This is a genomic window from Cohnella nanjingensis, assembly GCF_014212125.1.
GTDB lineage: Bacteria > Bacillota > Bacilli > Paenibacillales > Paenibacillaceae > Cohnella > Cohnella nanjingensis.
This window is the reverse complement of the sequence record NZ_JACJVP010000047.1, coordinates 106,664-120,716: the sequence shown is the minus strand read 5'-3', so window position 1 is coordinate 120,716 and position 14,053 is coordinate 106,664. Positions and strand designations below refer to the sequence as shown.

The 14,053-nt window shown below is 51.9% G+C and carries 14 protein-coding genes; 9 read left to right on the top strand and 5 right to left on the bottom strand.

All coding sequences use genetic code 11. The annotated features are described in order from the left end of the window. Window positions 1-2 precede the first annotated feature (2 nt). From H7C19_RS27980 to H7C19_RS27970, 3 genes are all read right to left on the bottom strand, one after another. Window positions 3-791 carry a carbohydrate ABC transporter permease gene (locus tag H7C19_RS27980; RefSeq protein WP_221469521.1) on the bottom strand — a complete coding sequence of 263 codons (789 nt, stop codon included), beginning with the start codon at window positions 789-791 and terminating at the stop codon, window positions 3-5. A 46-nt stretch (window positions 792-837) separates the two neighbouring features. Then, window positions 838-1,680, bottom strand: a complete 843-nt coding sequence (locus H7C19_RS27975) for a carbohydrate ABC transporter permease (RefSeq protein WP_221469520.1) — start codon at window positions 1,678-1,680, stop codon at window positions 838-840. 91 nt (window positions 1,681-1,771) lie between these two features. Continuing rightward, window positions 1,772-3,097 (bottom strand): ABC transporter substrate-binding protein, encoded by a 1,326-nt coding sequence (locus H7C19_RS27970; protein ID WP_221469519.1) that lies wholly within the window; start codon window positions 3,095-3,097, stop codon window positions 1,772-1,774. Window positions 3,098-3,523: 426 nt separating this feature from the next. On the opposite strand from H7C19_RS27970, the gene H7C19_RS27965 reads away from it, so the two are divergent. The 9 genes from H7C19_RS27965 (at window position 3,524) to H7C19_RS27925 (ending at window position 12,658) form a co-directional block, all read left to right on the top strand. Further along, window positions 3,524-5,182 carry a sensor histidine kinase gene (locus H7C19_RS27965; protein ID WP_221469518.1) on the top strand — a complete coding sequence of 553 codons (1,659 nt, stop codon included), beginning with the start codon at window positions 3,524-3,526 and terminating at the stop codon, window positions 5,180-5,182. After that, window positions 5,157-6,650 (top strand): response regulator transcription factor, encoded by a 1,494-nt coding sequence (locus tag H7C19_RS27960; protein ID WP_185672380.1) that lies wholly within the window; start codon window positions 5,157-5,159, stop codon window positions 6,648-6,650. Before H7C19_RS27965 ends, H7C19_RS27960 begins: the two co-directional genes overlap by 26 nt. Before the next feature lie 146 nt (window positions 6,651-6,796). Beyond that, window positions 6,797-7,558, top strand: coding sequence for an IclR family transcriptional regulator (locus H7C19_RS27955; RefSeq protein WP_185672379.1), 762 nt, complete (start codon window positions 6,797-6,799; stop codon window positions 7,556-7,558). A 277-nt stretch (window positions 7,559-7,835) separates the two neighbouring features. Next, entirely contained in the window at window positions 7,836-8,609 is a 774-nt protein-coding gene (locus H7C19_RS27950; protein WP_185672378.1) for an SDR family NAD(P)-dependent oxidoreductase, read from the top strand. A 19-nt stretch (window positions 8,610-8,628) separates the two neighbouring features. Further along, a complete protein-coding gene (locus H7C19_RS27945; protein ID WP_185672377.1) occupies window positions 8,629-9,516 on the top strand; it encodes a fumarylacetoacetate hydrolase family protein in 888 nt (295 codons plus the stop codon). Between the two features lie 55 nt (window positions 9,517-9,571). Then, on the top strand, window positions 9,572-10,333 hold the full coding sequence (locus tag H7C19_RS27940) for an SDR family NAD(P)-dependent oxidoreductase (RefSeq protein WP_185672376.1): 762 nt from the start codon (window positions 9,572-9,574) through the stop codon (window positions 10,331-10,333). A gap of 36 nt (window positions 10,334-10,369) precedes the next feature. Beyond that, complete coding sequence (locus H7C19_RS27935) at window positions 10,370-11,467, top strand: mandelate racemase/muconate lactonizing enzyme family protein (protein ID WP_185672375.1); 1,098 nt, start codon at window positions 10,370-10,372, stop codon at window positions 11,465-11,467. 23 nt (window positions 11,468-11,490) lie between these two features. Continuing rightward, window positions 11,491-12,321 (top strand): amidohydrolase family protein, encoded by an 831-nt coding sequence (locus H7C19_RS27930; protein ID WP_185672374.1) that lies wholly within the window; start codon window positions 11,491-11,493, stop codon window positions 12,319-12,321. A gap of 13 nt (window positions 12,322-12,334) precedes the next feature. Beyond that, window positions 12,335-12,658 (top strand): L-rhamnose mutarotase, encoded by a 324-nt coding sequence (locus H7C19_RS27925; protein ID WP_185672422.1) that lies wholly within the window; start codon window positions 12,335-12,337, stop codon window positions 12,656-12,658. A gap of 178 nt (window positions 12,659-12,836) precedes the next feature. Here the strand turns inward: H7C19_RS27925 and H7C19_RS27920 are convergent, their stop codons facing one another. Beyond that, window positions 12,837-13,442: an ImmA/IrrE family metallo-endopeptidase gene (locus tag H7C19_RS27920; RefSeq protein ID WP_185672373.1), complete on the bottom strand. Its 606-nt coding sequence runs from the start codon at window positions 13,440-13,442 to the stop codon at window positions 12,837-12,839. An 82-nt stretch (window positions 13,443-13,524) separates the two neighbouring features. Then, the gene (locus H7C19_RS27915) at window positions 13,525-13,911 is read right to left on the bottom strand and encodes a helix-turn-helix domain-containing protein (protein WP_185672372.1); all 387 of its coding nucleotides are present in this window, start codon (window positions 13,909-13,911) and stop codon (window positions 13,525-13,527) included. Window positions 13,912-14,053 lie beyond the last annotated feature (142 nt).

Genomic DNA, 14,053 nt, shown 5'->3' with positions numbered 1-14,053 from the left:
GGTCATCCTTTGACTGCACCGGCGGTCAGACTTTCCACGACTTTTTCCTGCGAGAAGACGAAGATGGCGATAGGAGGCAAGATCGTCAGTACAACCGCCGCGAACAAAGCCGGGTAATTGTTCGAAAACGTGCCTAAATAGTAGCTGAGGGCAATCGGAACCGTTCTCGCCTGGTCGCCGCTCGTCAGAACGAGCGCGAAGAAAAACTCGTTCCACGTGCTGAGAAACTGCAGAATGGCCGCCGTAACCAATCCCGGCAAAGACAGAGGAACGATAATTTTAAGAAACGTAGTCAGGAAACCGGCGCCATCTATACTTGCCGCTTCTTCCAGTGACCTGGGAATGCTCAAATAGTAGCTTCGCAGAATGAAGAAAGAAACGGGAATGCCGAATGCCGCGTAAATCAAAATTAAGCCGGTTTTTGTATCGAGAAGATGGAATGATCTAAGCAGCGTAAAGATCGGAACGGCCAAAGATTGGGAAGGTAGCAGCATGACCGAGGCGATCGCGGCCACGAGCAGATTCTTCATCCGAAAATCGAACCGCGCCAAAATGTAGGAGAAAGCGGCCACAACCAGAATGTTCAGCAAGGTGTTCGCCGTACATACGATGAGACTGTTCATAAAGTACTTTCCGATCGGGACCAGCCGGAAAGCTTCCGTGTAATTGGCGAACCCGAAGCTGCGCGGGAGCGAGAAAGCCGACGAGTAAATTTCGCTGCGCGTCTTGAAAGAGCCGACCAGCACCCATAAAATAGGTCCCAACGAAATGAATGCAATGACGATCAGCACTGCATAATGGAATGCCGGAGCCGGGCTTCGGTTCACTGTATTGCTGTTACCCATGGGAATCACCCAACTTGAACGCCCTCCCGATCAATAAAACCAATATCAGACCTACGAGAATTTGGACAACGCTGATCGCGTTAGCGAGTCCGTAGTTGTTGTCGAGCGTCGCGGTATTATACAAAAACACAGAAAGATTTAGCGTCGACGATCCGGGACCGCCTCTGGTCGTGACGTAGATCGTGTCAAACTGGGTGATCATGCCGACGGCCGCCAGAATGACGCAGGTGCCTAAAATGTTGCGCAGCAGAGGGAGCAGAATGTGCAGATCGATCTGAAATCGGGTGGCTCCGTCGATTTTCGCGGCTTCGAGCAAAGCATCGGAAATGGTTCCAAGTTCGGCCATGATAATGATCGTGCTGACAGCGGAGTAGAACAACCAGGTCAGCGTCAATGCCCAAAAAGCATAGGAGCTGTTGCCGAACGGGTTGATTGCAGGACTATGGGGGCCCGCAAGATACTGCAGCGGCTTAATGATGCCTAGCTCCGGATTAAGCAGCAAATAGAACATGATGCCCGTCGCGACGGTCGGAATGATGCTGGGAATCATATAGACGGCCCGGAAAAATTTCCAGCCGAACGGTTTGCGGAAGAGCAGCAGAGCCACGATGCAACCGACGGATACCCCGACGGTGCATTGCATGAGCACCCATAACAATGTATTTTGAAAGGCCTGCCAAAAGCTGCGGTCATGAAGCAGCTCTCTGTAGTTCCCCAAACCGGACAGTATCGGCGGAGAGAATGTCGTGTAATCGGCGAAAGAAGTCCAGGTTACGTTGACGAGCGGAATGCCGATGAAGACGATGAACATAAGTAAACAGGGGGTGACGAACAACAGGACCCATAACCTCTTCGCCACAATCGATACCTCCATTCGGAAGAAGAGCGCATGGAGCGATAGCCCGATACGCTCTTGCTTGTCTGGATCACTTATTTTTTTGCGCGACTTCTTCGAGTTGCTTGGCGAGCTCCTCCGGCGTAATTTTGTCGAAGGCCAATTCCGGCAACTGTCGGCTCAAGGTATCCAGCGTATTCTGATACCAGTTGGCTTGGTTTTCTCCAAATAGATACTTGGCTTTGGTCGACAATTCCAGCATTCGGCCGACGATGGGGTTCTCCTTGTTGAAGTCGTCCGGGACGACCGCTTGGGGAGAGACGGGGATGATCCCGGTCATCTTCAAAGACGTAATCTGGTTGTCGAGTGTAGTCTCGTATTTCAAGAAATTGACGGCGGCGTCTATTTTGTTTTTGTCGCCGGCGGCAACCATGTCGCCGGTTCCCGGCACGCTGACCATCCCGTCTTTCGGGAAGAGCATAACGCCGATCTGTTCCGGCAGATCCGGGGTGGCCTTCTCCTTGTTGCTGAAATCCGGCACCATCCACGGACCGTTGGCGATCATGGCAACTTCGCCCATCAAGAAGTGGGCGGCCATCGGATCGTATTTGCCGCCGACGGCGTCTTTCGTCGTATACCGGGCAAGCATCGTTTTCAAGTTTTTTAAAGCGTCTACAACTTCGGGGGTGTTGAAGTTCGTAGGCTTCATCGTGTTCATAAATTGATTGCCCGCTTCGTTCGCGGTGCCGACCATGGCACCGAGAAACATCGAGGACAGCCAAGCGAAGTCATTCGTGTCCAGCGATATCGGCGTAATGCCGGCCGCCTTGAGCTTATCGCATGCGGCGAAAAATTCGTCCCAGGACGCGAAGGAGGTTTCCGGCGGCTCGATGCCCGCTTTTTTGAACAGAGCTTTGTTGAAGAAGATCATGGCGATTTCCTTCTGGTTAGGCACGGCATAGATTTTGCCGTTGATGCTGTTTCGTTCCAGCGCATCGGGATCGAACGAAGATTTCCATGCCGGATCGGCATCGAAGTAGGGCGTAAGATCCGCGATTTTGCCCGATTTAACGGCCAAATCAAGGATGTAGTTTCCGGTGGTCAGAACGATGTCGGGAAGATCGCCCGTGGCGAACAGAACTTTGACTTTTTGCGCATAGGCATCCGTTGTCGGAATTTCCTGCAAATTGAATTTGACACCTTTGCCCAAATCGGAGTTTGGGAATTCATCGAACAGTTTTTTGAAGAAGGGTGCGGCGTAATCTTCGCCGACATGATAGTTCAGCACGTTCAAAGTAACTTGTTTGCCGCCCCCGGCGTTGCCGGAGCTTGTCTGGATGTTGCTTTTGCTTGAACAGCCGGCGATTAGCAAAGCGCAGATGACAGAAATAATGACGCACTTTGAAATTTTATTCAAAGCATCCATTCCTCCTTTGATTTGTATCGCTTAATCAGTATAATGAAGCGTGCAGAGGTTGTTAATGCAATATTTCTACATATACCAATCAAAAATTTGACCTCAGTGGCGGAGAATCTCCATATTTTTGTGGTTGGCTTACGTTTCTTTCGCGTATTTCTATGAGAATTTTTACGTTCGATCAATATTTTTACTTCAGCCCTATGCATATGCGGAACATATATGTAATTATGTATTACATCATATGATATGGATGTGTTAAATGTGGCGCGGCTTTTCACCTTCGGTTCCGTCAAGAGCATTCGTTTTAAAGTCATTTCCATGACGCTGCTTCTCGTATTTTTTTCCTTATCCATCATCGGAATTTATTTTTACCAGTCGATCCATACGATATTGAGGAACAATGCGAACGACAATCTCACCCGTATGCTGGAGCAAACGAACGATAACTTGGAGGCGCAGCTCGAGATGATCGACTCCGCCATGATTTCCTTTATATCCAATCCGGTGATCAACACCAACCTTGAAGACCAGCCGCCGACCAGTCCCTACGAGAAATGGGGCAGGAAGACGGAAATCGAGCGGCAAATGATTTACTTGTTGTCCAACCATTACTTGTGGGAGAAGAACATCCTCGATTCGGTGTTCATCATCGACGATTACGGTAACGACTACTCGGTTCTGCGTAAATACGGAAATATGGATATGCAGATTCGCCGGAACATTGCGGTGTATAAGTCGATTGACAACGAGCCGGAGCAAACGCAAATCGTAAACCCGACACCTAATGACCCGATCCTGTATTTCGTAAAAAATATCCGAAGCTTTCTGGACTACAGCTATAAGGGGAAAATCATTTTCGGCATCAACGAAACCAAAATGAATGCTCTCTACGATAGCATCGTTCATTATGACAATTCGCAGGTTTTTCTGATCGACGGGGACGGCTCGATTCTGTCCAGTGGGAATACGCGTCTGCTGGGGCACACGACGGATCCCGGTTTGATCCGGTTTCTTCACACCTCCCTATTCAGTTCAGTGAGACTAAACGATGTTTCCTATTTCGTCGCCGCCAAGGAGATCAAGCGATACAATTGGACGTCGCTCATACTCATCCCGCAAAACCAGGCGTTATCCCATTTATCCGAATCGTTCGGCCGGTTTATTCCGATCGCTCTCGGCATCTTGTTCTTCTTCCTGCTTGTCGGATACTTTATTTCCTCCAAAGTAACCCGGCCGATCATCGACTTGTTAAAGCGCATCGAGCTGATCCGGAGAGGAGATTATTCGACGAGGATGCCCGCTTATACAGAGATGGAATTGAATAAACTCGCCATGGTGTTTAATAAGATGTCGGAGGAAATGGAATATTTGATTACGGACGTTTACGAGAAAAAGCTGCTGCTCCGGGAGTCGGAACTGAAATCCCTGTACGCGCAAATCAACCCGCATTTTTTGTTTAATGTGTTGGAAACGATCAGTTGGTATGCGAGAATGAGCAGCCAGGTCGAAATCCATGAGATGGTCACCTCGCTCGGTTACATGCTGAGATCCGGTTTGGCCGGGAACGGCCACCAGAAAACGGCGATCAGCGAGGAATTGAAATATATCGAGTTTTATATTCTCCTGCAAAGAAAGCGCTTCGGAGAACGGCTGCAAGTTGACATCAAGATCGGGGACGATTCGATCCGTGATCTGCTGCTGCCCAAATTAAGCATCCAGCCCATCGTCGAGAACGCGATCGTACACGGCTTAGAGCGGAAGGTAGGCGATTGGCAATTGCTCGTGGAAATTCGCCGCGAGGGAGGAGATATCCTATTCTTGATCGAAGATAACGGCGTCGGCTTCGATTCCGTTCCAACTGGACGCGGCGGGGCGCACAACCATATCGCCCTGGAGAACGTGAACCGCAGAATTCAAATTTTATACGGAAACCCTTATGGGATAAGCATTGACAGCAGGATCGGAGAAGGCACGAAAGTAACGGTTCGAATTCCCGAGGACACGGGAATTGTTCCGGAGAACGGGACCGGGCCAATAACAGGGGAGGGGCGTACCTATGTTCCGGGTGTTCATCGTGGATGACGAGCCGATCATTCGTTCGGGTCTGACCCATTTCATCGACTGGAAGCAATGCGGTTGCGAGATTGCGGGGCAAGCGGGTGACGGCTTGGCGGCCAAAGATCAGATCGATGTCCTTCTGCCGGACATCGTGATCACGGATATCAAAATGTCGGGCATGGACGGATTGGAGCTTTCAAAATTCCTTTACGAACGTTATCCGCATATGAAAATCATCATGTTGACGGGGTATGCCGATTTCGAATACGCGCAGAAAGCGATTCGTTTCGGCGTCGTCGACTTTCTCCTAAAACCGACGACGAACGAGCAGATCATTCAAGCTATCCATAAGGCCATAGGCATGCTGGACAAAGAAAACAGAACGAGAAGCCAGTTTGCGCTCGTTCAGGAAAAGTTTTTTCAGGACACGGTTTATGGCATTTTGTCGGATCCGACGACGATTCTCGATAAAAGCGTCGAGTACGGTATCGACGTTCAATCGTTCTCGCTGGGCTTGTTCGACATCCATTCCCTTCGAAGCCAATCGGACCAAGCGCAACTGAAATCCGTCGGGAATTTGATTTACACCGCCTTTCAATCGTTCTACTCCTATTCGTTTGCGCTCGGCAGCGATAAAATCGGCGTTCTGATTCAAGCCGATCAACTGCGAATCGCTTTTGTCTGCCAAGATTTGATCCAATCCGCCGACACGCTGTTCGGCCTCCGGATCTCGGCGGGAATCAGCGGCAACCATCAGGGCATAACCGAAATCCATGCGGCTTACCAAGAAGCTTTAACGGCAATCTCGCTTGGTTTCGAAGCGGAGAATGACGTCGTATTTTTCAGAAGCGACATGCGCGCGCGGGCGGAATCCTACCGGCAATTGGCAGATGCGTTTTGCGAGAGAATCTTCGGACTCGTGCAGGACAACCGCTTGGATAGCGCTCTTGAAGAGATCCGCGTCGGCTTTGAAGTCAAAAAAATATTTCAGCACGCTGTGGAAAAGTACAAGCTGGCGGCGATCCAATTGTGTCTGCTGTTATGGAAGCGGTCACACGAATCGGCCAGCGGCATTCATGAACGGTTCATGTCGTGCGATACGATTGCGGATGTGGCGCAAGCGCTGATGGAAGACGTGAAGAATTCCTCCCGCTTCAGGAACGCATCGGAAAGCAATGCGATTGTAGCGGAATCGTTGGCATTTATTCACAAGAACTACCATCAGGAAATGCAACTGCAGACGATCGCGGATGCCGTCTACGTGAACAGCAGTTATTTAAGCCGGCTTTTCCACAAGGAAACAGGAGAAACCGTCACGGAAGCGATCACCAAAATCAGAATGGAAAAGGCCAGAGAGCTGCTCGCGAATTCCGAAATCAAAACGCAGGAAATCGCGACGATGGTCGGATTCGATAATCCGTCGTATTTTTCCGCTACTTTCAAGAAACGATTCGGCCTGACTCCGAAGGCATACAGGTTTTTGCAGCGATAGGAGGTTGGGGAGCACCTGGGTTTCTCATTTTTACTTCTTGCAGGAAGTATTTTGTTCAATCCTGTAGACGGCCATTTTATCATTTGTTACTCTTAGTGAAATAAGGTTTGCTATACAAAACTTTTTTCGCTAGGAGGATATGAAACTTGGAAAAGAAGTATTGGGTTCCAGCCTTGGACAAAGCGAATGCCGTTCTTCGGCTCATCGCGGATCAACCGGGAAAACTTCGTTTGATCGATTTATCCAAAGAGACCGGAATCCACAAAAGCTCCATGTTTTCATTGCTGCATACGATGGAATCGCTGCACTGGGCCGTATCCGAAAAGGATGGCACCTATTCTTTGGGATCGGCCATGGCTTCTTTCGGAAACGCGTTTTTCAAAAAGTTCAGTTTGATCGACCAGTTTGCCAAAGAAGCAAGACCGGTGGTGGAAAGGATTCGATTAACGGTACAGCTAGGCAAATTGGAGGGGGACCAAGTGCTATATCTGGCCAAGGAAGAAGCCGTTTCCCCCATCCGCCTCGTTTCGGAGCCGGGCATGCGAATTCCCGCTCACGCGACCGCGCTTGGTAAAGTCATGCTGTCCGAACTGGACGTGGTTGAATTAAATGAGCGGTTCCCGACCGGGATGTTAACCCCATTAACACCCAATACCATTTCGGACAGGGGATTGCTTTGGGCATCCTTACAGGAAATCAAGCGGCAAAAGTTCGCTTACGACCTGCAGGAATCGATACTCGGATTTTGCTGCGTGGCTTCGCCGGTTCGCGATGAAACCGGAAGGGTGATCGCGGCGGTGAGCTGCTCGATGCCTTCGCATATGTGGGAGGAAAAAAGGGAAGACGCGCTGCGGGAAATCCGGCAATTGGCGGACAAACTGAGCTTGAACCCCGAAAATGGCCTGTGAAAGACCGAAAGTCAGCCGTTCGTTCGATGATTAGCTTGCCAACGGGCGCTCCTTGGGGCGCGTTTTTTCTGCGTGTTGCAATCCACCTGCATCGTCAACCTATACAACAAACTCGCCGCATGATCACTCGGTTCGCAGTATCATTTTCTGAGCATTCCGTCATTTTATGATTGACGAGATAGCATTGCGGAAAGAAGTTGGTTGGTTTATATTGGACTTAATAAGTTCATTATAATAAATTTGGTTTTATATAATAAACCAAAGAGGTGATGCGCCGATGAGATTGAAAAACAAAGTAACGGTGATTACGGGCTCCGGATCCGGTATCGGCAAAAGCTCCGCGCTTTTATTCGCAAAGGAAGGCGCAAGCGTCGTCGTCAACGATATTTCGATCGAGAAAGGGGAAGAAACGGCAAGCGAAATTCGCGCGGGCGGAGGCGTTGCCGTTTGCATTCCGGGAGACGTGACCAATCCGGATTCGGTCGAGAAACTTGTCGCGGATTCGATCGCGCAATTCGGCCGCATCGATGTATTGTTCAACAATGCGGGAATCAGCGGCGTCGGCGCTTTGCATGAAATCCATCCTTCGGATTGGGATCGAATCATGAATGTCAATGTCCGAGGGGTCTATCTTCCGAGTAAATATGTGCTGCCTCACATGATGAAGCAACGAAGCGGAAGCATCATCAATATGTCCTCTTGCGTGGCGGAAATCGGGTTGGCCCGGCGCGCCTCCTACGCTGCGTCGAAAGGCGCCGTGCTGGCGCTGACAAAATCCATGCAGGTAGATTACGCCTCCTTTAACATCCGCATCAACGCTTTGCTTCCGGGAACGATCCTAACGCCATTCGTCGAGAATTATCTTAAAACCTCATACGCGGACAACGAAGCGGCTATCGAATCGCTGAAGAAACGCCAGTTGAGCGAACAATTAGGGTTGCCTGAGGACGTGGCGGCAGCCGCGCTGTTCCTGGCTTCCGACGATTCCAAGTTCATGATGGGCAGTCCGGTTTATATTGATGGCGGCGTAACGTTCGGCAAGAACGCCTGAACCCATGGGAGGAATGGAAATGAAACTTGTCACGTTTAACCGGAACGGCCGCGAATCGCTCGGCATGAAAGTCGACGGGGGGATCCTGGATGTGACGGCCTCCGGATTCTCAGGCGGCATCATGGAGGTCATTGCCGGCGGCACGAGCCGGCTGGAAGAACTGAGACGTATCGCCGCCGACGCGGCGGGTTCGAACGCTTCGGCGAACCTGCTGGACGAAGCCGCCATGGATTGGGGACCATGCGTAACTCAGCCGCAAAAAATCATCTGCATCGGTCTCAATTACCGCAAACATGCCGAGGAGACGAACGCGCCGATTCCGGCGTTTCCGATCCTGTTCAGCAAATTCAATAATACGCTTACCGGGCATAGGAAGCCGATTGCAATTCCGAAAGTCACGCAGAAGTTGGACTACGAAGCGGAACTGGCGGTCGTTATCGGCAAGGCCGCGAAGTATGTACCCAAGGAACGGGCTTTGGAGCATGTATTCGGTTATGCCTGCGTCAACGATCTGTCTGCACGGGATTTGCAAATGAGGACGCAGCAATGGCTGCTCGGCAAAAGCTGCGATGGATTCAGTCCGCTTGGACCGTATCTAGTGACAGCTGATGAAGTGGGCAACCCGAACGATCTGGCCATCCGGTCGATCGTGAATGGAGAAGTGCGCCAAAGCTCGAATACTTCGGATATGATTTTTCCGGTAGATGAAATTGTAAGTTACGTGTCGCAGCATATGACCTTGCTTCCCGGGGACGTCATTCTTACGGGAACGCCGGAAGGCGTCGTTCTCGGCTATTCGCCGGAACGGCAGATTTATTTGAAGCCGGGAGACGAAGTCGTCATCGAAATCGAAAAGCTCGGCCGTTTGGTTAATACGTTCGTGGCTGAGGACGAGGTCGTTCTTTGAACAAGCGATCTTGGGATGTATCGTATACGATACGTTGCTCTGAGGGGGGAAAAGAATGGTTTTGTCCGGAAAAACGGCGATCGTAACCGGCGGCTCGTCGGGCATTGGCGAATCCATCGTGCGTTTATTTGCCTCGCAAGGGGCAAACGTGGTTATTGCCGACCAGAACGGGAAAGAGGCTTCCGGCGTTGCCGATCATTTGAAGTCCGAAGGATACAACGCGATTGCCGTGAAAACGGATGTATCGCGAGAAGAAGAAGTTCGGTTGCTCATTCAAGAAACGGTGAGACGCTTCGGACAAATCGATATCGTGGTCAATAACGCAGCCGTAATCATGCCTAAATATTTGGAAGAGTTCGAGGAGGAGGAATGGGATCGCATTTTCAATGTGAATTTAAAAAGCGTGTTTCTGATGGTCAAGCATTCGATCGCGAAATTGAAGGAAACGCGAGGATCCATCGTAAACATGTCTTCTCTGAACGGTTTGATCGGTCAAAAGATGAACCCGGTATACGCGGCTACCAAAGGCGGAATGAACGCGATTACGAAGTCGTTGGCGTTGGATTATGCGCCCTTTGGCGTACGCGTGAACAGTATTTGTCCTGCCGGCGTCTCGACGCCGTTGCTGAAACAATGGATTAGGGAGCAGGATGATCCGGCCAAGACCGTACAAGATTTGAATGACATGCACGCGCTCGGGAGGCCGGCGACTTCGGAGGAAGTGGCGCAAGCCGTTCTTTTCTTGGCCGGCGAAACGTCCGGTTTCGTAACCGGCGTCGTTCTTCCCGTCGACGGCGGCGCTTCGCTCGGTTATTGATCGATTTCATACTGCACGCTAAGGGAGAGTTTGAGGATGAAAATCACAAAAGCAGAAAGCTTTGTCTTGCATGTGCCGATTACGCCCCCCATTACCGATGCCATTAACGTCGCCACGCATTGGGGACTGGCGGGAGTACGTATCTACACGGACGAAGGATTCGTCGGTTATGGCTATACGGGAACTTGCGCGCATGGCGATGATATGATCGCGGATACGATCGATAAATACTACGCGCCGTTGCTGATCGGCAAGGATCCGTTCATGGTGAAACAGCTGTGGGACGAGATGCGCTTCGGCAAGATGCACTGGATCGGTCGATCCGGCATAACGCACATGGCGCTGGCGGCGGTCGACATCGCGCTATGGGACATTATGGCGAAGGCTTCGAATAAACCGCTGTGGCAGTATCTCGGAGGGGCGAAGTCCAAACGAATCGAAGCTTATAATACGAACGGCGGTTGGCTCAATTGGTCGAAAGAGCGCTTGTTAAAAGACGTAACGGAGATCATCGAATCCGGCTTCAAAGGCGTTAAAATCAAAGTCGGCAAACCGGATCCCCGCGAAGATTACGATCGCTGCAAAGCGGTCCGCAAGGCCATTGGCGACAACGTGATTTTCATGATCGATGTCAATCAGCAGTGGAACATCAACACGGCCATGACATGGGGCAAGAAGCTGGAAGAGTTCGATTTGTTCTGGCTGGAAGAACCGCTGAACCCCGACGATATCATGGGCCACAAAAAACTCGCCGACGAGTTGAACGTCCCGATCGCTCTGGGCGAACATGTGTACAATAAGTATGCTTTCAGGGATTATATTCATCATGGCGCTGTGGAATATTGCCAGGTCGACGTTACCCGCGTGGGGGGAATAACGGAATGGCTGCAAGTCGCCGGATTGGCCGCGTCTTACGATATTCCGATTTGCCCGCACGTTGGAGATATGGGACAAATTCATCAGCATCTCGTCGCGTCAACGCAAAATGCCATTATGCTCGAGTATATTCCTTGGATTCGGCACATTTTTGTGGAACCGGTTACGGTGAGAGATGGACAGTATGTGCTGCCGGAAATGCCGGGGGCATCGACCGAGATCATACCGGAGCTTTTTGCTGAATACAGGGTTAGATAAAAGGGGAGGAGGTCGTCAAAAGGATGAGAGTCGACGCCCATCAGCATTTCTGGAACCTGGAGAAGCTGAGCTATCCCTGGCTCATCCCGGCGTACGGACCGATCTTCCGTACGTTCGAAGCGCCGGAACTGGAGCCGCAGCTGAGAAGTGCCGGCATGGACAAAACGGTGATCGTGCAGGCGGCGAACGCCTTCGAGGACACGGATTACATGCTGAAAACGGCTGAAGCGTACGAGTGGGTCGGAGGCGTGGTCGGTTGGGTGCCGCTCGACCGTCCGGACGAGGTTTTCCGCAAATTGGAACTCTACGCGAAAAATCCTTATTTGAAAGGCGTCCGCCATCTGATTCACGAAGAGTCGGATCCGGACTGGGTCATACGTCCGGAAGTTATCGAAGGACTGAAGGTGCTTGCGCAGTTCAATATGTCCTTCGACGTTGTCGCCGTATTTCCTAACCATTTGAAGCATATCCCCACTCTCGCCGAGAAGGTCCCGAATCTGCGCATGGTCATCGACCATCTGGCAAAACCGCCGATCAAGGACCGGGGCTGGGAGCCGTGGGCCGGACAGCTGGCGGCGGCAGCGGCTTCTCCGAACGTGTACGCGAAGATCTCCGGACTGAATACGGCGGCATCGGAAAATTGGTCGGCGGCGGAACTGCAACGATACACGGATTACGCCATCGAGGTCTTCGGCGCGTCCCGCCTCATGTTCGGCAGCGACTGGCCCGTCGCGATCCTGAACGGAGACTATGCTTCGGTGTGGCGGGAAACGAACGCACTGCTCGAGGGACGTACCCGCGAAGAAATCGACGCGATTCTAGGCGGCACGGCCGTGGAATTTTACCGACTCTGAGGGGGCGAGCGCCATACAGCGTTTCGGGAGCGTCATCCAAGTGAAACCGGAGAAGCTGGAGGAGTACAAGAAACTGCATAAGAACGCATGGCAAGGCGTGCTGGACATGATCACCAAGTGCCATATCCGAAACTATTCGATCTATTACAAAGACGGTTATCTTTTCAGCTATTACGAGTATATCGGGAACGACTACGACGCCGACATGGCGAAAATGGCCGCCGATCCGACGACACAGAAGTGGTGGGATTATTGCGAACCTTGCCAAGAACCGCTCGACACGCGCGGACCAGGTGAATGGTGGGCGAACATGGAAGAAGTGTTCCACCATGATTGACGTCTTCGGTTGACACCCTTACCAATCCGGCAGAATGAAGTATGACAGCAAGAAGATACTTCGCGGTATTCGGAAGGAAGCAAGACGGCGTGGTGCAATCGCGCCGACGGCATTTTTTCGTTAATATACAGTACCGTCGGCGCCGGTTTTCGATTTCGGTGCCCGCAAGCGGCTGCCTTCAGGGGTTGCCCGCAAGCGCCTCCTCCGGCTCCCGTTCCGCAACTGCGCTCGGGGACTTCGCCGCCTCGGTCTTTGCTTTTCTCCGCAGGAGAATGCGCTCCGCTTTCCCGGCTTCTTCCCACAAAATCGCCTCGAACGCCCGCCTCTGAAACTGCTCGAGCCGCTGGCTCGCGAGGGTATACGTCACGCCGAACCTGCTCGACAGCAGCTCGATCGCGTCCCCTTGCCGATCCGGCAGCTTCAGCTCCTTGATCAGATAATAAGGCATGGACGCGTACAGAACGAACCGCTTGGCCTCCGCCTCCTGATGCTCGAGGAACGGCAGCGGCATGACGGTCTGATTGCCGGCATGACGCAGCAGATGGCACAACTCGTGGAGGAAGTCCTCCCACTGCTCCGCCCGGCTGAGCCGCCGGTCGATCAGGATCGAGCGCAACCCCATCCATTCCAACGCCCGGCTGGAGTAGTTCAGGTAGTGAACCCACACGTTCAGGCGGCCGGCTACCTCTTCGATCGTCAATTGGGAAGCGGACGCGATGCCCGCTTTCGTCCACAGCGTCTCGATCCACTGCTCCAGCGGGGTTGGGTGATAGTATTGAAGCATCAGAGCACCTCGTTTATGGGAATGTATGTTCGGTTTGCGGCGGTAAAGAAACGCCCTCTCGGGCGCGAACGGCTGGGTATGGCTATGATTCGCCTTGGCGGTCGGACGGCTTGCGTCCGCGCTCCTTCTCGCGGAGAAACTCCCAGAATCGGAGCATCTCCTCCTTGCGCGCTTCCGGGGCGTCTAGGTAATCCTTGAAGAACAATCCGTGCTCGGGATTGCTGATGAACGCTTCAAACGCGGAGGAAGGCTTGACCTCTATCGTCGGATCGTCCGTGCGGCCGAGCAGATAGTCCGTAGTCGTCTTATAGTATTCGGCGAAGCGGCTCAGGATCTCCGGCTCCGGCTTGCGGTCGTCCGACTCGTAGCGCGACAGCTGGACGTTGCTGATGCCAAGCGCTCTGGCCGCATCGAGCTGCGTCCTGCCGAATTGATCCCGCCTCTCCCGAAGGCGTCTGCCCAATGTCATACCGATCTTCCTTCCGAAAGGGGTCTTTTCATTATAGCATAATATTTTCCGTATTGGCAAAATAAATCGAGAGAGTATCCAAATTTTTCTTGACAGTTGCCATATTGGCAATATATGATCGATTCACCGAACAAAATAAGAA